Here is a 19,783-nt window from a genome sequence, read left to right on the forward strand (position 1 = left end):
CGGCGCGCGAACCAGCCCCCCAGCGTCGTTTCAGGCGCCGACGTACGCCGCGAGGTGTTCGCCGGTGAGGGTGGACCGAGCCGCGACAAGATCGGCGGGTGTGCCCTCGAAGACAACCCGGCCACCATCGTGGCCGGCCCCCGGCCCCAGGTCGATGATCCAGTCCGCGTGTGCCATCACGGCCTGGTGATGCTCGATGACGATCACCGACTTCCCCGATTCGACCAACCGGTCGAGCAGGCCGAGGAGATTCTCGACGTCGGCAAGGTGAAGGCCGGTAGTTGGTTCGTCGAGCACGTAGATCCCACCCTTGCCGGCCATCTGGGTGGCCAGCTTGATCCGCTGCCGCTCACCGCCGGACAACGTGGTCAGCGGTTGTCCGAGCTTGATGTAGCCCAGCCCCACGTCGGCCAATCTGTCGAGGATCTTGTGCGCTGCAGGCAATTTCGCATCACCATCACCGAAGAACGCTTCCGCCTCGGCCACCGACATACCCAGCACTTCGCTGATGTCGCGTCCGCCGAAGGTGTATTCGAGCACCGCGGCCTGGAATCGTTTGCCGTCGCACTCCTCGCAGGTGCTGGCCACCCCGGCCATCATCGCCAGGTCGGAATAGATGACGCCCGCGCCGTTACAGGTGGGGCAGGCGCCCTCCGAGTTGGCGCTGAAGAGTGCTGGCTTGACACCGTTCTCTTTGGCGAAGGCCTTCCGGATGGGGTCGAGCAATCCGGTGTACGTGGCCGGGTTACTTCGCCGTGACCCCTTGATCGGGGCCTGATCCACCGAGATCACCTCGTCGAGGCCGGTCACCGAGCCCTGGATGAGCGAACTCTTACCCGATCCGGCGACGCCGGTGAGGACAACGAGTACACCGAGGGGGATGTCGACGTCGACCTTCTGCAGGTTGTGGGCATCGGCTCCGCGTACCTCGAGAGCGCCCGACGGTTCACGCACCGAGGGCTTCAGCTGCGCCCGGTCGTCGAGGTGATGCCCCGTCAGGGTGTCGCTGGCACGCAGTCCCTCGACGGTGCCCTCGAACATCACCTGACCACCTTCGGTGCCGGCGCGCGGACCGAGATCCACCACGTGGTCGCCGATCGCGATGGTCTCCGGCTTGTGCTCCACCACCAACACGGTGTTGCCCTTGTCGCGCAGCCGCAGCAGCAGACCGTTCATGCGTTCGATGTCGTGTGGGTGCAGCCCGATCGTCGGTTCGTCGAAGACGTACGTGACATCGGTCAGCGATGATCCGAGATGCCGGATCATCTTGGTGCGCTGCGCTTCTCCTCCGGACAGGGTTCCTGAGGGTCGGTCCAGTGAGAGGTAGCCCAGCCCGATCTCGACGAACGAGTCGAGTGTCTGCTGCAGGTTGGACAACAAACCGGCCACCGACGGTTCGTCCAGTCCACGGACCCACTCTGCGAGGTCGCTGATCTGCATCGCACAGGCATCGGCGATGCTGATCTTGTTGATCTTCGACGAGCGGGCCGCTTCGCTCAGCCGCGTGCCATCGCATTCCGGACAAGTGGCGAAGGCGACCGCCCGTTCGACAAACGTCCGGATGTGCGGCTGGAGCGCATCGATGTCCTTGGACAGGAACGACTTCTGCATCTGCGGGATCAGCCCCTGGTAGGTGAGGTTGATGCCGTCGATCTTGATCTTGGTCGGTTCCCGGTAGAGCAGATCATTCAACTGCTTCTTGGTGAACTTGCTGATCGGCTTGTCGGGGTCGAAGTAGCCGCAGCCCCGGAAGATTCGGCCGTACCACCCCTCCATGCTGTACCCCGGGATGGTGATGGCGCCTTCGTTGAGTGACTTGTCGGCGTCGTACAGCGCGGTGAGGTCGATGTCGGACACCGACCCCCGCCCCTCACAGCGTGGGCACATGCCACCGGTGATGCTGAAGGTGCGCCGCTCCTTGGTCTCCCGTCCTCCACGCTCGATCGTCACAGCACCGGCGCCGGAGATCGACGCGACGTTGAACGAGAATGCCTGTGGGGAACCGATATGAGGTTTGCCGAGGCGGCTGAACAGGATTCGGAGCATCGCGTTGGCGTCGGTCGCCGTACCGACGGTGGACCGCGGGTCCGATCCCATGCGCTGCTGGTCGACGATGATGGCGGTGGTGAGACCGTCCATGACGTCGACTTCCGGCCGCGCCAAGGTGGGCATGAACCCCTGCAGGAAAGCGCTGTAGGTCTCGTTGATCATGCGCTGCGATTCGGCAGCGATGGTGCTGAACACCAGCGAACTCTTGCCCGAACCCGAAACGCCGGTGAACACCGTGAGCCTGCGCTTCGGGATCTCCACGCTGATGTCTTTGAGATTGTTCACCCGGGCACCCTGCACGCGGATCAGGTCGTGGGTGTCGGCGATGTGCGGTTCCTGCGGTTGCGGTTTCTTGGTGGTGGCCATGCTGCTCCGGTCTCCATCTGTTGGCGCGACGTCGCGGCAGAGCGCCGACTCGGTCTAGTTTCGTACAGCGTACTGGGTTTCTCGGGCCCTGGGTGCCGGTTGAGGATCAGCGCGGGGTGAGCCGGACAACCGGGTACTGCCTGTCGGACTTCTGCTGATACTTCGCGTACCGGGGCTGCGCCTTTACGATTCGTTGCCACGCCCGTTCGCGCTCAGGACCTTCGAGTCGTCGCGGCGTCACCGCGACGGCGTTTTGACCGGGCAATTCGATCGACGCCTGGTCTGGAGCGGCCATCAGGTTGGCGTACCAATCAGGGTTCTGGTCCCCGCCGCCCGACGCGATGATGAGCCGGGCACCGTCGCCATCGTCGAACCAGGTCACCGGCGATTGCCGCGGCTCCCCCGTACGCCGGCCGACGGTATGTAGGACTAAAAGGTCCATACCCATGAAGGTCGCCTTGCCCCGTCGTATGCGGGTGATCGTCCGGCTGTTTGTGCGCTGCTGCATCCACCGCGACAACCGCCCCGGCGTCTTACCGCGATTTTTTCGGCTGTCCGCTTGCTTGCTGTCCGTCATCAAGCGACTTCTTGGATACGGATCATGTTGCCTGCCGGGTCACGGATCGCGCAGTCCCGGATGCCGTACGGCTGTTGCGTTGGCTCCTGCACCACCTCGGTGCCGTTTGCCTGCACACGCTCGAACGTGTCGTCGAGGTCTCTGGTGGCTAGCAGCAGGCTCGCGTACGTGCCCTTGGCCATCATCTCGGTGATCGTGCGCCGCTCATCGTCGGTGATGCCCGGGTCGGCACCCGGCGGGGTCAGCACGATGTTGACGTCGGGCTGACCCTTCGGTCCGACCGTGATCCAGTACATGTCGTTGTAGCCGACCTCATTGCGGACCTCGAAGCCGAGGGTGTCCCGATAGAAGGCCTTCGAAGCCTTTGGGTCGGTGTGCGGGAGGAAACTCGAATGAATGTTGATGTCCATGCCGCTTACGCTAGTTGCGACGCGACGCCCTTGGCTTCTCGATTCCTGATCGGTCTGGCCACCTTTTTCGTGACGCAGGACGGCATCCCTGCGGTCTCACCCGCGGCCTCACTCCGGTAGGTGCTCGGCGACATCCCGACCAACTCGGTGAAGCGGGTGCTGAATGTTCCCAGCGATGAACAACCCACGGCGAAACACACTTCGGTGACGTTCAGATCGCCCCGCTGGAGCAGCGCCTTCGCACGCTCGATTCGCCGGGTCATCAGATAGGAGTACGGCGACTCGCCGTAGGCCAGCTTGAACTGGCGACTGAGATGACCTGCCGACATGTTCACCCCTCGGGCAAGGGCTTCGACGTTCAGTGGTTCCGCGTACTCGCGGTCGATCCGATCGCGGACGCGTCGCAGCAGAGCAAGGTCTCGAAGGTTCTGCGCTGCGGCGGAGTCGCTGGTCACAAGCGTAATGTTGCCATGTCTGCTCCACCTTGCCCAGAGTTCTCGGCCTTGTTACCTGCAGCGCGGGCGCTCGGCCGTAGATCAAGCCGACGCAGGAGCTGCGCGTTGAGTGCGACCACCACCGTCGAGACCGACATGAGGATGGCGCCCACAGACATCGGTAGCACGAACCCGATCGGGGCCAGCAGTCCAGCCGCCAGCGGCACGGAGATCAGGTTGTAACCGGCTGCCCACCAAAGGTTTTGCTTCATCTTCCGGTAGCCCGCCTTGGACAACTCGATCACCGACACGACCGAACGCGGATCGTCCCCGGCCAGGATGACCCCCGCCGATGCGATCGCGACGTCGGTCCCGGCGCCGATGGCGATACCGACATCGGCCTGGGCCAGCGCGGGCGCATCGTTCACCCCGTCACCCACCATGGCGGTCGTGCGGCCGGCGCCCTGAAGTTCTTTGACCTTCGACGCCTTGTCCTCCGGCCGAACACCGGCGAACACGCGGTCGATGCCCAGCTCGGTCGCCACCGACCGGGCCACGGCTTCGGCGTCACCGGTGATCATGACAACCTCGATGTCGAGTCGGTGCAGTGCCGCAACGGCTTCCCGCGATTCCGGCCTGATGTCGTCGGCCAACTTCAGTGCTCCGACCACCTCGTCGTCGACGAGTACGTGCAGGATGATGGCTCCGTCGGCACGCCACTTCTCGGCCATCTCGACCTCGGCGCGCTGATACCGCGCCAACATGCGCGGACCCCCGACCCGGACATGCTGCCCTTCCACCTTCGCCGACACCCCTTCGGCCGGCGACGCCCGGAACTGTTCGGCCGGGGGAACCTGCAGCTGACGCCCCTTGGCGACCTCGACAATCGCTTTGCCCAACGGATGCTCGCTATCGGACTCCACCGCCGCGGCCAGGGCAAGCACTTGGTCCTCGGTCGACGTACCGAGTGCGTGGACCGCGACAACCGTCGGCTCCCCTTGCGTCAATGTGCCGGTCTTGTCGAACAACACCGCGTCGACCGACCGCATGCGTTCGAGGGCTAGACGATCTTTGACCAATACACCGGCACGGGCGGCGCGCTCGGTGGCGATCGCCACCACGAGAGGTATTGCCAGCCCCAGAGCGTGGGGGCACGCGATCACCAACACGGTGATGGTGCGCACCACCGCGTCGTCGGTGGATCCGAGGACCGACCAGACGATTGCGGTGAGGGCTGCGGCACCGAGCGCGTACCAGAAGAGCCACGCGGCGGCACGGTCGGCAAGGCGCTGTGCCCGCGACGACGAGTTCTGCGCCTCGGATACCAGTCGCTGGATACCCGCCAACGCGGTGTCGTCGCCGATGGCCGTGACCCGAACGCGCAGAGCTGAATCGGTGGCGACGGTTCCGGCCACCACAGCGTCTCCGACCGTCCGGCCGACGGTGCGCGATTCGCCTGTCACCATCGACTCATCGACCTCGGCAGTCCCGTCGATGATCGTTCCGTCGGCCGGCACGCTCGCTCCCGGACGTACGAGAACCACGTCGCCCAGACGGAGTGCCGCGGGAGGTACGAGCACCGTGGAGCCACCTTCAATCCTCTCGGCCTCGTCCGGCAACAATGCGGCCAGCGAGTCGAGTGCTGACGTGGTCTGTGCCAGCGAACGCATCTCGATCCAGTGCCCGAGCAGCATGATGACGATCAGCAGCGCGAGCTCCCACCAGAAATCCAGATCATGGTGCAGCACATCGAGGCTCGCGCCCCATGACGCGACGAACGCGACCGTGATGGCAAGAGCGATGAGCAGCATCATTCCGGGGGCCCGCGAGCGGATCTCGTCGATCGCGCCGCTGAGGAACGGGCGGCCACCCCACACGAACATGACCGTGCCGAGCACCGGCGAGATCCACGAGACCAACCCGTGGTCGGGTAGTTCGTAGCCGATGAGCATTGCGAACATGCCCGAGAATCCGACGACCGGGACTGCGAGCGCGAGCATGATCCAGAACAGTCGGCGGAACTGTCCGACGTGATCGCCGTGGCCGGAATGCCCCGCGTGTCCCGCGTGACCACCCTGATGGTCCATTCCCTCATGAGCTGCGTGATGTTCGGCGTGAGCCGAGTGGTTGTGCATCGTGTCCATGCCTCGAATGTATACCCCCTGGGGTATGTGTCGAGGAGATGTTTCAACAACAAAGGCGCTCCCGCCGAAGCCGGAGCGCCTTTGCTGGATCTTTGATTCCGCGTGTGCAGTCAGGACTGCTGGAGCGACTTCATGGTGTCGATCTCCTGCTGCTGAGTCGCCGCAATCGTCGTTGCGAGTTGCTTGGCGGCCTGGTTTTCACCGTCGGCGATCTCGGCGTTTGCCATCTCGATGGCGCCGGCGTGATGTTCGATCATCATGGCCAGCCAGGCCTGGTCGAACTCCGTGCCATTCTTGGCCGCCAGATCATTCATCTCTTGCTCCGACATCATTCCGCTCATGGTGTCGTCACCGTGATGCATGTCGCCCTGCCCTCCACCTTCGGAGCTGGGATCAGGCTGACCCCACTGCTTCAACCACTGCGCGAGCTGTTCCATCTCCGGACCCTGAGCCGACTCGATGGCATCAGCGAGTTGGACGACATCGGGAGTGGTGGTCCGACCCTCGACCAGTTGGGCCATCTCGACGGCTTGCGCATGGTGGGGGTACATCATCTGCGCAAACATCACATCGGCATTGTTGAATGCGGCGGCCTGTTCCGAATTCGAGGCCGTCGGAGCGGCAGATGTGGCAGACGATTGGTGGGACATCGAGCCCATGTCGTGGTCACCGTTGTCAGAACTGCACCCCGCAAAAAGCAGGGTGGCCGACGCAGCGATGCCGACAAGCGCGAAACCGGTTCGGCGAGAACGTGTTTTGTACATGATTGTTCCTTCGAATGTTGAAAGGGATCGGCGTGCGAAACACACACCATGACGAGGACTCACCCGCGGGAAACGGGCGGGGCCCATCAGATCCTCAAGATCGACAACTTTTCGAGGGAGGGCGCGGCCCAGGGTGGGGCGCGAGAGGCGTACCTGCCGTCGCCGGGAACGTGAATTCGCGGTCCGGCGTTGGCGCCTTGACGTCCGAGTAGCCGCCGCACGATCAGCAACACCGACGCGACGGTTATCAACGCCATACAGAGGGCCATGGCTGCGTGCGTCGTCCAGTGGGTACTGTCGGCTGCCATCGCCGGCGGAGCCATGGTTGTGTGGCCCGCATGCTCCTGGTGGGTGGTGACTGCGGCATGCGCGCCTGCGACGCCATGCGCCGGTGCATGCACCATGGGCACCGAGTGCATGAGGAGAACTGCCAGTAGCGCTGCAAACGCCGATACCGCGACAGTGGCGGTTGAGCCGACGAAGGCGGAGTCAGCGCGCTGCGTACGCTTCATCTCACCCTCCTCGTGTCGGCCAAAATCGACTATACCCCCGTAGGGTACCGAAGCAAGTAGGTCGACTTCGACTAGAGCCACTTCGTGGCCTGGCGTAACGCAGGTTCCGTAGCGACCTGCTGTCCGGCCCGCGTGTGTTGATCCAGATCTTCCGGTCGCCATTCAGGACCACTCGGATGATGCCCCGGGTTTTGAGGTCGTGGTGCTCTTTGCACAGGCACTCGAAGTTCGCTTCGATCGACCACCCACCGGCCTTGGGGTTGGCATGGTTGAACGGCACGATGTGGTCGAGCTCGCATTTGTCCGCGGGGACGAAACAGCCCGGATACCGGCAATGCCCATCGAGCGCACGCACTATTCGAGCCAGCCTTGCCCCGGGTCGATATCTCAACGCGCCCGGCGGCGGCGTACTCCAACCACCGTGGCCATCCTGATCGGGTGGCGCTTTCAGGGCGGCGGCAGGCCCAGGTTCTTCTCCCCCAGCACGATTCGACTTCCGCCGTCGACCGAGCTCATCAACACCGCCGTGATGTCGTCACGGGTGATCGCCGCGCCTGCGGCAGTGGTGAACAAATCGAGGAGTCCCGAGACTGCCTTTTCCCCGACCGTCACCAAGCCCCGCCACCTGGACCGACCTGCCAACGACCGCGACTGCTCACAATCGAGCGGCCCATACCCGAGCAGATATCCCGGATTTGATGACAACCCCAGGACTGTCGGCAGGTCGACCACCAACTCCGTCCATGCGCGAGGAGCCGACCGCGCCGGCTTCCGCTCTGCATCGGCCAGGTCGCGCGTGTCTGCTTCTGAACTGACGGCTGATTCTGCGGGATTCGACGTCTCGGCGACAGCAGCTTCAGTCTGGCCATGGCTGGTTGCGATCGCATCGAGCACCGCGTCCACTTGTCCGGCCCGATCGTCCGGCGCCATTTCATCGAGCTGCGCTTTGACCCGGACCGCTTCTTCCGCAGTGCATGCGGTGATCACACTCGCCATCCCACCCGCACGCCGACGCACCACCACCCGCCGAGCCGGATCGGCTACCTCGTTATCGTCCGCGGCCTCCGGCTCGAACAACATCAGATGACGATCCAGTTCTTCGGCAAATGAGTTGTCACCCAACAGCATCGCGTCGTCCGCGAGCACACCGTCTAGGTCCATCACCGCGTCCCGGTACCCCCGCGATGCCCGGTGATGCAGCGCCTTGAGCTTGCCGATGCTCACCTCACCGGCATCAAGCGCCTCGGCCAAAGCCGGCAGGTGATCCAGCAACCGCCGACACCGCAACAAATGATCGGCCTGCCCGGTGGTGTATCGCCACGCCACCGCAATCTCACACGCCGCCGCCCGAGTGCCGTTCTCGTCGTCATTGCTCGAGACATACCGGTAGTACTCCAGGCCGTCATCGAGCCGCCGCGCCCACGCCCGATTGACCTCACGAACCCCAGACTGCACCCGCGACAACAACTCCGACGCCTCAGCGCCCATCGTGGTGGCCCCCGGCCAACTCACAACTCGATCATAGGTTCGAAGTCTGACAAGTGTTTGAGCCGAACGCAGTTGACTACACGTCCAAGCGAAACTCCACCACGTTCCGTCACAGAACAACCTGTGCAGCCGACACCTCCGCGTCCACGACGCGTTTCAACTCGCCGTGGAGCCGATGAACGGAGCACGCGACTGAGCCCAGCCCAAACGACGCCGTGTCGAGCGGTCAGAGCCGGGCCCAAGCGCGCCAGTACACCCCGCTCAGGAAACCACTGATTGGACGATCTCGGCGATGCGCTTCTCCGTGGGCTGGTCGAGGGTCTCGAAGTACCATGCTGCGGGCATCAATGTTCCGTCGGACGCGCCTGCGGGGACGAGCGCGACCTTCTCGGTGAGAGCAAGGTTGACGCGTTCGTCGTTACGCAACGTCACCAGTGCAGGCGTGCTCGCGGAGAGCGCATAGGCGGGCATGCCGTACCAGATCCGCGGCTTCAGCGTGGGCGCGGCAGCCACGATGACCTCGTGCACTCGCTGCATGAGTGACCGCCCCGGTTCGTCCATCTTCGCGATCTTGTCGACCACCTGGGCAAGGTTCTTCTCGTCCTTCGATGCCATGTCATGTCCTCTCGTCAGCCAATGCCTTGCATCGGCAGTTGAAGTCGGCGCAATCACGCGCCGCACCTCATCCGGACATGTCCCGAGCGAGTCGGGCCTCTCCGCAATGTTTCAGGCGACCCGCGCCTGGAAGTGCAGTCGGCAGCATCCGCTGCCACATTGAGGATAACCACGCTCTTGCAACGGCGCGGGCCGAAACAGAGTAGGTCAGGACTCTTCTTCTCGGCGATTCGATCACACGTTGAAGCGGAACTCCACGACATCCCCGTCGGCCATCACGTAGTCCTTGCCTTCCATCCGGACCTTGCCTGCAGCTTTCGCCGCAGCCATCGAGCCGGCGGCGTCGAGGTCGTCGAATGACACGATCTCGGCTTTGATGAAGCCCTTCTCGAAGTCGGTGTGGATGACACCTGCAGCCTTGGGCGCGGTGTCGCCCTTGTGAATTGTCCACGCGCGCGACTCTTTTGGTCCCGCGGTGAGGTAGGTCTGCAGCCCGAGGGTGTGAAATCCCGCGCGGGCCAGTGAATGCAGGCCGGGCTCGTCCTGGCCGATGGAGTCGAGCAGCTCCTGGGCATCCTCGGCGTCGAGTTCGAGCAACTCGCTCTCCACCTTGGCGTCGAGGAACACCGCGTCTGCCGGGGCCACAACAGCTTTGAGTTCAGCGATGCGGTCGGCGTCGGTGAGCACGGACTCATCGGCGTTGAACACGTAAAGGAAGGGCTTGGTGGTCATCAGATGCAGCTCACGGAGTTTCGCGAAGTCCAGCGAGTCCTTCTGTGAGAACAGGGTCTTGCCTTCGTCGAGTACCTTCTGCGCGGCCTGGGCAGCCGCCACGACCTCGACGAGGTCCTTGTTCTTCCGAGAATCCTTCTCCAGCCGCGGCAGCGCCTTCTCGAGCGTCTGCATGTCGGCGAGGATGAGCTCGGTCTCGATCACCTCGATGTCGGACACCGGATCGACCCGGCCGTCCACGTGCACCACATCGTCATCGGCGAACACACGCACCACCTGGCAGATGGCTTCGGCTTCGCGGATGTTGGCGAGGAACTGGTTGCCCATCCCCTCGCCCTCCGAGGCGCCCTTGACGATGCCCGCGATGTCGACGAACGACACCGTGGCCGGCAGGATCCGCTCGCTGGCGAAGATCTCCGCGAGCCGGGCCAGCCGCGAGTCGGGCAACTCCACCACACCGATGTTGGGCTCGATCGTGGCGAACGGGTAGTTCGCGGCAAGCACATCGTTGCGGGTCAGCGCGTTGAAAAGGGTGGATTTGCCGACGTTGGGCAGTCCGACGATACCGAGGGTAAGACTCACAACCGACCAGTCTAGTGGCCGCCCGGAGCACGTCGGCGCGCCGTACGATTCCCGCCGCCGCGCGAGTGCCTAGGTGGGTTCGGGCTCGGTGGGCAATTCGCTCTTGGGAACCACCAGATCGTCGTCCTCTTCTTCCGTCTCCACCGTCTCGCCGGCGCGGATGGCGATCTGCTCGTCGAGGTACCGCAGGATCACCGTGCCGACCGCCGCGACCGGGACCGCCAAGAACGCACCGACGATGCCGAACAGCGATCCACCGAGTGACACCGACAGCAAGACGATGACCGCGTGCATGTTCATCGACCGCGATTGCAGCCACGGCTGCAGCACGTTTCCTTCCAGCTGCTGCACGGCCACGATGATGCCCAGCACGATGAGGGCAGTCCACACACCGTTGCCCACCAACGCCACCAACACCGCCAGAGCGCCGGCGACAAACGCACCGACAATCGGGATGAACCCGCCCATGAACGTGATGATGGCCAGCGCATACGCAAGTGGCACACCCAGAATCACCAAGCCGAGCCCGATCAGCACGGCGTCGATCAAACTGACCAACGCCTGGGTCCGGATGAAGGCACCCAGCGTCGACCACACCCTCGTCATCACCTCTGCGAGGTGCTCGGCGACCGGCTGGCCGCTCGCCCGGCGGAGCCACGGCACGAATCGTGGTCCGTCCTTGAGGAAGAAGAACACCAGGAAGATCACCGTGAACAGCGTGATCAGAACAGACGTCGCCGCGGTCACACCGGAGAAGACACCCGAGGCGATGGTGGCGCTCGAGTCCTGGATGCGGCTGGTGATGGCGTCCACGCCGTCGTTGAGCTGATCCTCGCTGAACCGGAACGGCGGACCGTGCAGCCACTCCTGCACCTTCTCGACACCCTCGGTGGCCTGGTTCGCCAGGTCGGTGGACTGGTCGACGACCGACGGTGCGATCGCTCCCATCACCCCGGACACCACCGCCAACGCCAGGACCAGGACCAAACCGGAGGCCGCGGCAGGCGCGACACCTTTGGACCGCAACCAACGCACGGGCGGCCACAGCACCGTGCAGACGATGATCGCAATGGCAATGGGCAACAGAATCGTCCACAACTTGCCGATGACCCATGCCGCGATCCACGCGGCAATGGTGATCAGGATGATCCGGAGGCTGTGCTTGGCCGTCCACGCCATACCGTTCCCGATCACCCTGCCGCGGGTGGGGTGCGACCGGCGGCGTGGGCCGGTCACGGACTTGGTGACCTTGGGCCGAACTTGCTCCGACGCGTCGTCCGACGGTGTTGTTGCCATGGTGTGATCGTCACACATGACGCCGACCGGGACCGAACTCGACATCGAACGGCTCACAGGATGTCGCCGGTGCTCCGTACGGTTGTCACGAGGAGGTCATCATGCAGTCAGTCCGTCGCGAACAGGTTCTTGCTGCCCGGTGGTTCGCTCAGCAACTCGAACGCCCCGACGCAACCGGCGACGACTGCGATCTGCTCGACTTCGGTGTGCAGGACACCGGACCCGACGGCGCGCCTTGGGCTTTGACGATCCGAGGAATGTCAGCGGCCGCGATGGAGGGTCTCACCGTGGCCTGGACGGTGCGTGGAGCGCCACACTATTACCGGCGCACCGACCTCGACGATGTCGCGGTGGCCGTCAGCCCCTACTCGTCACCCGATGCCGCCAAACGGATCTTCGACGCCAACAAGAAGTTCAAAGACGCAGGCGTCGACACCCTGGTGGCGCTGCGCGAGCTGGCCACCACGATGCGCGCCATCGTCACCGACACGATGGTGAAGGGCGAGATGTCGAGCCAATTGACCACCGTGCTGCCCGAGCACCACCTACGGGACTGCAAACCGTGCGGCGCGGTGCACCCACATGAGCAGACGTTCCGGCTCGCGGCTCTGCAGGCCGGTCTCGAACTGGTCCCGAACACCAGCCCACCGGTGTTGCACAGGGTGAAAGGTTTGCGCCCCAACGAATTCCGCAGGCCGGGTGGGGACGCGTCCCCACAGTTCGACCTCATCCGCAACTACCTGCGGTTCTACGGTCCTTCCACAGCCCAAGAGGTGGCGGCGTTTTTGGACGCACCGGTGAAAGAGGTCAAGGCGCACTGGCCCGATGACGTTCTCGATGTCGACATCGGAGGTCAAGGCAAATCGGCGTTGATCGAGGCGATCGACGTCCTGACCGATCCCCCACAGCCGACGGCTGTCCGGCTCGCCGGACCCTATGACGCTCTCCTGCAAGGACGCGACCGAGAGATGCTGGTCCCCGAAAATGATCGCCGTAAAGCCGTGTGGCCGGTCCTGGGTAGACCGGGGGTGATCTTTGCGGCAGCCGAACCGGTGGGGACCTGGCGTCCCGCCAAGGCGGGCAAGAAATTACGGATCAAGGTCGAGCCGTGGGTCCGTCACACCACCAAAATGCAGAAAGCCATCGCTGCCGAAGCCGAGAGATTGGCCTGGTTCCGCGGCGCCGAACTCGCCGGCATCGACACCGTGGAGTGATGCCCTAGGCGCGTCGACGCTGCAGCCAGCGGAACATCCCGCCGACCGCGTCGAGGTCTTGCTGCACCGGATCCACATCCTTCGGCTGCGGCAGATCCGTACCCGCCGCGGGCCGGACCGACCCAGCAGAAGCGTTCTTCTCGGCCTCGATCGCCGACCGCACCGACTGTTCGCCGTAGAGACCCATCATGATCTCGACACCCCAGCCGGGAAACTGCGACAACGGCGCCTCTTTGCGTCCCCATCGTGTTACGTACATATTTCCACTCTGGCACGGGTTGGACGTTTTGTCCGCCTTTTCCTGCGCAAAGAGCCTGAAAGTCGGCAGTTTCAGGACAACCGCCACAGCTCCCACGTGATCTGGGACACAGCGTCTCACGCGGGCCGCCAGGCGTGTGCGAACGCCCTGAAGGCCCCGTCATGGCGGCGTCCGATTCCCGCTAGTAAGAGCGCCGGAATGCTGCCAGAGTGGTGCCATGCCCACCACCGCCATCAGTGCGAGCCAACTCGACTTCGACCGTTGCTTCCGCGCGCTACAGGCGCGCGACGCCCGGTTCGACGGTCAGTTCTTCGTGGCGGTGCGCACCACCGGCATCTATTGCCGGCCGTCGTGCCCGGCAATCACGCCCAAGCCCGGCAATGTCTCTTTTGTCCTGACCGCCGCGGCCGCCCAGCAGAACGGCTATCGCGCCTGCCGTCGCTGCCTCCCCGATGCCGTCCCGGGTTCGCCGCGCTGGAACATCAACTCCGACCTCGCCTCACGCGCCATGCGACTGATCGAGGACGGCATCGTGGACCGGGACGGCGTGAACGGCCTGGCCCAGCACCTCGGGTACTCCCCACGACAACTCGGGCGGGTTCTCGGTGAACAGATCGGCGCCGGACCACTCGCCCTGGCCAGGGCCTACCGGGCCACCACCGCGCGGATGCTCATCCAATGCACCACGATGCCGATGTCGGACATCGCATTCGCCGCCGGCTTTGCCAGCATCCGGCAATTCAACGACACGGTGCGCGAGGTGTTCGCACAGACGCCCACCGCTCTACGTGCCAAGGGCGCCACCAACGCACCCGGTGCCACCGGCAGTGCCGTCACACTCAAACTCGCTGTCCGCCAGCCGTTCACACCGCCCTGGTTGCAGTGGTTCCTGTCGGGACACGCCGTGGCGGGTGTGGAGAGCTGGGATGGCCGTATCTACCGACGTTCGATGTCGCTGCCGCACGGGCCGGTGATCGTGGGTCTGGAGATCTTGTCCGACCATGTCCGCGCCGACCTCCGGATGCACGACATGCGCGACCTGGGGGTCGCCGTGCACCGCATCCGGCAGTTGTTGGATCTGGACGCCGACGTGGCCGCGGCCAACGAGGTCCTCGCGGCGGATCCTGCTCTGGCACTCCTGATCGCCGAACGCCCGGGCATACGAGCCCCCGGATGTACCGACGCCTTCGAAGTTCTCCTACGTACGATGATCGGCCAGCAGATCTCCTTACCTGCCGCACGGACCCACGCCGCCAAACTGGTTGCGGCCCTGGGGGAACCTCTGACCGAGCCGGACGGTGACATCACCCACCTCTTCCCCACGGCCGACGCAGTGGCCGAGCGAGGGATGCAGGTGCTCACCGGGCCGGCCGCCCGTACCTCGTCCATCGTCGACGTGAGCCGAGCCGTAGCCGACGGCCACCTCACCATCCATCCAGGGATGCCGGCAGCAGAGGTGCGTACCCAGCTGCTCGCCCAACGCGGAATCGGTTCGTGGACCGCGGACTACGTGACGATGCGACTGCTCAACAACCCCGATGTGCTGCTCAGTACCGACCTGGTGCTCAAACGCTCGGCTCAGGACCTGGGGATCGATCTCGGCGCCACCGGACACTGGTCGCCGTGGCGCTCGTACGCATCGATGCACTTGTGGGCCCATGCACTCGCGCGAACGGTTCCGATGCTGGCGTCGACACCCACCTCCGTCCCTGCACCCACAAGAGAGAAGATCTGATGAGTACAGCTGCCTGGTCCACCATCTCGACACCCGCCGGGCCGTTCACCATGATCGTCGACAGCGACGGTCAGGTGCTCGCCTCCGGATGGTCCGACGATCCCGAATACCTCAAAGCCCTTGTCCACAAGTCGATCCGCCCGCTGACGTTGGTGGACAAGCCCGATCTGGGTGAGGTCACTACTGCCGCGAAGACCTACCACCAAGGCGACCTGACGGCCATCGACAACATCCCTGTCCTGCAACGATCGGGTGAGTTCCTCGAACATGCCTGGGACGTGCTTCGAGAAGTGCCCGCCGGAGCTCCGGTCAGTTACGCGGAGTACGCCGCCCGCAGCGGCAGGCCCGCCGCGATCCGCGCTGCTGCGAGCGCGTGTGCCCGCAACGCCGCGGCCTTGTTCGTCCCTTGTCATCGAGTGTTGCGTACCGACAAGACCCTCGGGGGCTTCCGGTACGGCCTCGACGTCAAACGATGGCTGATCGCTCACGAAGAACGGGCCTGAGACCACCGCGCCTCCCCGACGATGTCCGACCCCTGATGCACCATCAACACCATGGGTACCACCGCAGTTCTACTGCTCGTCCTCGGGCTGGTGATCGGTTTCGCGCTCGGATGGTTTGTGCACGCCGGCCGATCCAACACCGAAGTGGCTGTCGCGCGGGCGGAGGCCGAAGCCGCGCACGCCAATCACGAACTGCTGGTCCGATCGTTGTCGGCAGCCAGCGAGGATGCCGCCCGCCGCCAGTCCGGGGCGATCGGACAGCAGGTCTCGCACATCGTCGGCCCGCTGCGTGACACGCTCGACTCGCTCGCGGGCGAACTGCGCCGTACCGAGCGCAACCGCATCGCGGCCTATGCGGGCCTTTCCGAGCAGGTCACCGGAATGCGCCAGACCACAGCACATCTGGGGTCGCAGGCCGAACAATTGGCCGGAGCGCTGCGTTCCCCACAAGCCCGCGGAAGGTGGGGCGAACTGCACCTCGAGCGCGTGATCGAGGCGGCGGGTCTGCAGCGACACTGCGACTTCACGACGCAGGCCGCCGGAACCACCAACGACTCGAGCCGCGTCCGGCCCGACCTCGTGGTGCACCTTCCCGGAGGCAAAGACATCGTCATCGATGCCAAGGTGCCGTTGTCGGCATATCTGGAAGCCGCTGAGAGCACCGACCCGACCGCACGCGCGCAGGGGTACCGCGCGCACGCCCGCGCCCTGCGTGCTCACGTGCAGCACCTGGCGTCGAAGTCCTATTGGGAATCTGTCGGCAACTCACCCGAGTTCGTGGTGCTGTTCGTCCCGGGAGAGGCCATCTTGGAGATGGCGTGCCGCGCCGACCCAGACCTCCTCGACTTCGGATTCGACCAGAACGTCGTGATCGCCACCCCCACCAATCTGGTGGCCCTGCTCCGGACGATCGCGCTGGGCTGGCGCCAGGAAGCTCTGACCCGAGATGCCCAGCAGATCCACCATCTCGGCAAAGAGTTGTATCAACGCATCGGGATGGTCACCCGCCACCTGGACAAGCTCGGGGGTTCGCTGTCCAAGGCCGTGGACTCCTACAACGGTGCGATCGGCACCATCGATTCACGGATCACCGTCACCGCTCGCAAATTGTCCGAGCTCGACGCATTCGCCGACCTCGACGACCTCGCCCCGCCGGTTCCGATCGACTCCCAGCCCAGACGCACCGGTGCCGGCCTCGTCTGACGTGCACCGACGGGCCTTCTTGGAATGGACAACACGACTTGGAAGGCCGGGTCGCGTGGCTTCCTAGTCATCTTCAAGCCCAGTCCAAGCGGCAGACGACACAGTGATTCCAGTTCCCTTCAAAACCTGGAGTCAGTCACATGCATGTCAGCCGCGTTCCTCAGACACCGTCATCCGGAACTCTTCGCAGCGCCGGTGTGGTCAGTGGCTGGCTCCTCACCACCGCAGCCGTGGGCGCATTCGCATTCGCGGTCGGAGACAACGCCGACCGTGAGCTGACCGGCCAGGTGATCACACCTGCGGCGACCGTGGCCGCCAATGTCGAAACTGCGAACACCGGCTCGCTCGGCAGTGTCCTCACACACGCGAAGGTCACCGCGGCCGTCGTCAACGTAACTCGGACCACCGGGCAACAGCCAGGCTGCAGCAGAGTCGGATCAGCCGACCACGTGCGCAGCCTGCTGATTCGGGAACGAGCCGTCCAGTCATCCAACCGGCGCGGACCACGGACGCTGGCGCGGGCGGCGGACTTCACGTGCCCGCATGCCATCACCGCCACGTTCACGGGAACCCGCGTGGGGAGCGTTCCCGGGTCGGGTCTGCCGGGCCGGGCGTCGCTCGACGGCCCCCGTTAGCGATACTCGCCACAGTTCGATCCGACGGGTTCGTTACCGGGTTTCTCAGGGTTTACCGGTACGGTCGACATGTGATTTCTGGCCCGCGCTCTCGCTCGGGGGTTCCCCTCGATGAGCAATCCGCACTTCCCACCGCACCCGGGGTTCCGTGGTGGGGCGCGGTGTTGCTCGCCGGTGGCCTGACGGTGTTGGGTGCGGTCCTCGCGCTCGCCGGTGACGAAACCAGTCTCGGGTTCGGATTCCGGGCCCTCTACGTGATCGGCTGCATCGCCGCGGTACTCGCGGTACGCCGACGCGCGCTGTTCACCGCCGTCACACAACCCCCGCTCATCCTGTTCGTCGTCGCGGTGGTGACCCTCTACTTCCTGGTGTCGGACAGTGACTCCGGCGTGAAGCGGCTGATCTTCAACGTGGCCCTTCCGGTTGCCAAGCTCTTTCCTCTGATGGGCTGGACCTTTGCCGCGGTGCTCGCGATCGCGGCGGCCCGGGTATGGCTGACCCATCCCAAGAAGACCGTGGTCCTCACCAAGAGCGATCGACGCCCGGCCACGGGTCGACGCCCTGCCGCATCCGCGGACACTCCGGCGCGAACCCGTGCGAGCCGGTCCGACGACTCGACGCCACCTGCGGCAACCACCTCGCGGTCGCGAAGTGGCCAAGCGCCTCGCCCGGGTACCGCCCGATCCACCGAGCCGCGCGACCGCGCAGTCAATCGGGCATCGGATCCGGCCGCGGCCCCTCGCCGCCGCCGGGCTGTCCCGGAAGCCCCTGAGCCGCGTCGCCGGCGTGCATCGTCGTACGACGACCCACCGCCGCCGGGCGCACGGGCCTACCGGGCCCCCGATGATCTGACCAACGCCCCCCGGCTCCGGTACCGCGAACCCAGCTGAGTCCTCCGGTCAGCACGCGTCCGCGACGTGGGTTCTGAGCCAGTCGCCGAGGAGTCCTGCCACCGCATCCACCCTGGCCGGCCAGTCCATGGCTTGCGCATCTGCCTCATCGCTGACGACCTTGACCAGGCGACAGGGCGCCCCGAACTCTCCGGCAGCTCGGGCGATCGCGAACCCCTCCATGTCGACCAGCGCCGCCCGATGCGCCAGCGCATCGCGGTGAGCTGGGTCGGCCACAAAGGTGTCCCCGGTGGCCAGTTCGCTGCCGTCCCCGTCAGGTAGTTCGATCCGGTCCACCACCGGGTATCCCATCGCGGTGAGAGCGGCGCTGCTGATGTCGTGCTGATGCACCACCGATGCCACGTACAGGCCGGCCATCGAAGGCCGGAGAGCTCCGGCAGTGCCCACGTTGATCACGGTCACCGACGCGGGGTCGGGATGGGCCGCCAACGACCGGGTCACCGCGATCGAAGCAGCGACCTTGCCGATCCCACAGATGAGCAACGGCAGTTCGACGGGTACGTGGGCTGCCTCTGATCGGGTGGCCGACACCACCAGGATGTTGCTCAACGCGCCAGCTCCAGCGTGCGGCGGGCCGCCCGGCCCAGTTCGACCCCGTAATGCGGACCATGGCCGGCCGCGTGCACGGCCAGCGGATGCAACTGATGCAACGCAATCCGCTCGCGCCAACCGGGTTCCAGCGGGTGGGTGTCCTGGTACCCCTCGATGACCGACCCCAGTTCCGGGCAGCCGAACAACGCGAGCATCGCCAGATCTGTCTCACGGTGACCGCCGTGCGCAGCAGGATCGATCATCACCACCCCTTTCGATGTCCACATCACGTTTCCGTTCCACAGATCACCATGGATTCGTGCCGGGCGGTAGGCGTCGTCGAACGCGCCCGTGGCGATCAGCTCACACGCCGCCCTGGTGTCCGATTCGTCGGCCGCGCCAAGGTTTCCCGCAGATACCGCATCGTCGAGAAATGGGAGCACCCGCTGGCGCGCGTAGAAGTCACCCCACGTGGCGGTCGGGTCTGACGGCATCGGACGCCGGCCGATGAACAACTGACCGTCGAAATCAGGTGGCCCGCTCCCGAACTGGTCGGCCCCCGCATCATGCATCCTCGCCAGGGCGGACCCGAAGTTGCGTGCGGCCGCCTTGCCGGGCGCCGATGTCGCCACCCTGGCCAAGGTGATGTGATCGGCTCCCACATCCAACACCCGCACGACAGGAGCTCCGGCGGCGGCGAGCCACCGGAGACCGGCCGCCTCGGCCATGAAGAAATCGGGGTGCACCCCGGGCTGATGCTTGCGGTACTCGTCTGCGCTCACCCGTCCAGCGTGCCGGATCACCGTAGGGCGCACTACCATCG

Annotated in this window: 20 protein-coding genes; 6 read left to right on the top strand and 14 right to left on the bottom strand. The window is 65.0% G+C overall.

Features of this window, described 5'->3' with window-relative positions; all coding sequences use genetic code 11:
• Positions 1 to 30: 30 nt before the first annotated feature.
• The 11 genes from MVA47_RS21180 to MVA47_RS21230 all read right to left on the bottom strand — a co-directional run bounded on the left by MVA47_RS21180 (position 31) and on the right by MVA47_RS21230 (position 11,969).
• Positions 31 to 2,415: an excinuclease ABC subunit UvrA gene (locus tag MVA47_RS21180; RefSeq protein ID WP_247209773.1), complete on the bottom strand. Its 2,385-nt coding sequence runs from the start codon at positions 2,413 to 2,415 to the stop codon at positions 31 to 33.
• A gap of 106 nt (positions 2,416 to 2,521) precedes the next feature.
• Positions 2,522 to 2,992: a nitroreductase family deazaflavin-dependent oxidoreductase gene (locus MVA47_RS21185; RefSeq protein WP_247209774.1), complete on the bottom strand. Its 471-nt coding sequence runs from the start codon at positions 2,990 to 2,992 to the stop codon at positions 2,522 to 2,524.
• On the bottom strand, positions 2,992 to 3,402 hold the full coding sequence (locus tag MVA47_RS21190; RefSeq protein ID WP_247209775.1) for a VOC family protein: 411 nt from the start codon (positions 3,400 to 3,402) through the stop codon (positions 2,992 to 2,994). Before MVA47_RS21190 ends, MVA47_RS21185 begins: the two co-directional genes overlap by 1 nt.
• 5 nt (positions 3,403 to 3,407) lie before the next feature.
• Positions 3,408 to 3,857, bottom strand: a complete 450-nt coding sequence (locus MVA47_RS21195) for a helix-turn-helix transcriptional regulator (RefSeq protein WP_116915150.1) — start codon at positions 3,855 to 3,857, stop codon at positions 3,408 to 3,410.
• The gene (locus MVA47_RS21200; protein WP_247210984.1) at positions 3,854 to 5,923 is read right to left on the bottom strand and encodes a heavy metal translocating P-type ATPase; all 2,070 of its coding nucleotides are present in this window, start codon (positions 5,921 to 5,923) and stop codon (positions 3,854 to 3,856) included. The genes MVA47_RS21195 and MVA47_RS21200 overlap by 4 nt, the downstream gene beginning before the upstream one ends.
• 167 nt (positions 5,924 to 6,090) lie before the next feature.
• Positions 6,091 to 6,744, bottom strand: coding sequence for a DUF305 domain-containing protein (locus MVA47_RS21205; protein ID WP_247209776.1), 654 nt, complete (start codon positions 6,742 to 6,744; stop codon positions 6,091 to 6,093).
• Between the two features lie 86 nt (positions 6,745 to 6,830).
• Positions 6,831 to 7,256 (bottom strand): DUF6153 family protein, encoded by a 426-nt coding sequence (locus MVA47_RS21210; protein ID WP_247209777.1) that lies wholly within the window; start codon positions 7,254 to 7,256, stop codon positions 6,831 to 6,833.
• A 447-nt stretch (positions 7,257 to 7,703) separates the two neighbouring features.
• The gene (locus MVA47_RS21215; protein ID WP_247209778.1) at positions 7,704 to 8,768 is read right to left on the bottom strand and encodes a DUF222 domain-containing protein; all 1,065 of its coding nucleotides are present in this window, start codon (positions 8,766 to 8,768) and stop codon (positions 7,704 to 7,706) included.
• A gap of 237 nt (positions 8,769 to 9,005) precedes the next feature.
• Positions 9,006 to 9,359, bottom strand: coding sequence for a DUF1801 domain-containing protein (locus MVA47_RS21220; protein WP_247209779.1), 354 nt, complete (start codon positions 9,357 to 9,359; stop codon positions 9,006 to 9,008).
• Between the two features lie 234 nt (positions 9,360 to 9,593).
• Positions 9,594 to 10,673, bottom strand: a complete 1,080-nt coding sequence (gene ychF, locus MVA47_RS21225) for a redox-regulated ATPase YchF (RefSeq protein ID WP_247209780.1) — start codon at positions 10,671 to 10,673, stop codon at positions 9,594 to 9,596.
• A gap of 69 nt (positions 10,674 to 10,742) precedes the next feature.
• On the bottom strand, positions 10,743 to 11,969 hold the full coding sequence (locus MVA47_RS21230) for an AI-2E family transporter (RefSeq protein ID WP_374474289.1): 1,227 nt from the start codon (positions 11,967 to 11,969) through the stop codon (positions 10,743 to 10,745).
• A 101-nt stretch (positions 11,970 to 12,070) separates the two neighbouring features.
• Here MVA47_RS21230 and MVA47_RS21235 point away from each other — a divergent pair, with 101 nt between their 5' ends.
• Positions 12,071 to 13,183, top strand: a complete 1,113-nt coding sequence (locus tag MVA47_RS21235) for a DNA glycosylase AlkZ-like family protein (RefSeq protein ID WP_247209781.1) — start codon at positions 12,071 to 12,073, stop codon at positions 13,181 to 13,183.
• A gap of 4 nt (positions 13,184 to 13,187) precedes the next feature.
• On the opposite strand, the gene MVA47_RS21240 is transcribed toward MVA47_RS21235, so the two are convergent.
• A complete protein-coding gene (locus tag MVA47_RS21240) occupies positions 13,188 to 13,442 on the bottom strand; it encodes a hypothetical protein (protein WP_062798692.1) in 255 nt (84 codons plus the stop codon).
• A gap of 217 nt (positions 13,443 to 13,659) precedes the next feature.
• Here MVA47_RS21240 and MVA47_RS21245 point away from each other — a divergent pair, with 217 nt between their 5' ends.
• The 5 genes from MVA47_RS21245 (at position 13,660) to MVA47_RS21265 (ending at position 18,408) form a co-directional block, all read left to right on the top strand.
• Complete coding sequence (locus tag MVA47_RS21245) at positions 13,660 to 15,177, top strand: AlkA N-terminal domain-containing protein (RefSeq protein WP_247209782.1); 1,518 nt, start codon at positions 13,660 to 13,662, stop codon at positions 15,175 to 15,177.
• A complete protein-coding gene (locus MVA47_RS21250; protein WP_247209783.1) occupies positions 15,177 to 15,680 on the top strand; it encodes a methylated-DNA--[protein]-cysteine S-methyltransferase in 504 nt (167 codons plus the stop codon). Before MVA47_RS21245 ends, MVA47_RS21250 begins: the two co-directional genes overlap by 1 nt.
• 51 nt (positions 15,681 to 15,731) lie before the next feature.
• On the top strand, positions 15,732 to 16,883 hold the full coding sequence (locus MVA47_RS21255) for a DNA recombination protein RmuC (protein ID WP_247209784.1): 1,152 nt from the start codon (positions 15,732 to 15,734) through the stop codon (positions 16,881 to 16,883).
• Between the two features lie 140 nt (positions 16,884 to 17,023).
• Entirely contained in the window at positions 17,024 to 17,518 is a 495-nt protein-coding gene (locus tag MVA47_RS21260; protein ID WP_247209785.1) for a hypothetical protein, read from the top strand.
• Positions 17,519 to 17,589: 71 nt separating this feature from the next.
• Positions 17,590 to 18,408 carry a DUF6542 domain-containing protein gene (locus tag MVA47_RS21265; RefSeq protein WP_247209786.1) on the top strand — a complete coding sequence of 273 codons (819 nt, stop codon included), beginning with the start codon at positions 17,590 to 17,592 and terminating at the stop codon, positions 18,406 to 18,408.
• 9 nt (positions 18,409 to 18,417) lie between these two features.
• Here MVA47_RS21265 and MVA47_RS21270 read toward each other — a convergent pair whose 3' ends face one another.
• A complete protein-coding gene (locus MVA47_RS21270; protein ID WP_247209787.1) occupies positions 18,418 to 18,978 on the bottom strand; it encodes a nucleosidase in 561 nt (186 codons plus the stop codon).
• Positions 18,975 to 19,781, bottom strand: coding sequence for a fructosamine kinase family protein (locus MVA47_RS21275; RefSeq protein WP_281504840.1), 807 nt, complete (start codon positions 19,779 to 19,781; stop codon positions 18,975 to 18,977). The genes MVA47_RS21270 and MVA47_RS21275 overlap by 4 nt, the downstream gene beginning before the upstream one ends.
• Positions 19,782 to 19,783 lie beyond the last annotated feature (2 nt).

Origin of the sequence: Williamsia sp. DF01-3, assembly GCF_023051145.1 — a bacterium.
GTDB lineage: Bacteria > Actinomycetota > Actinomycetes > Mycobacteriales > Mycobacteriaceae > Williamsia.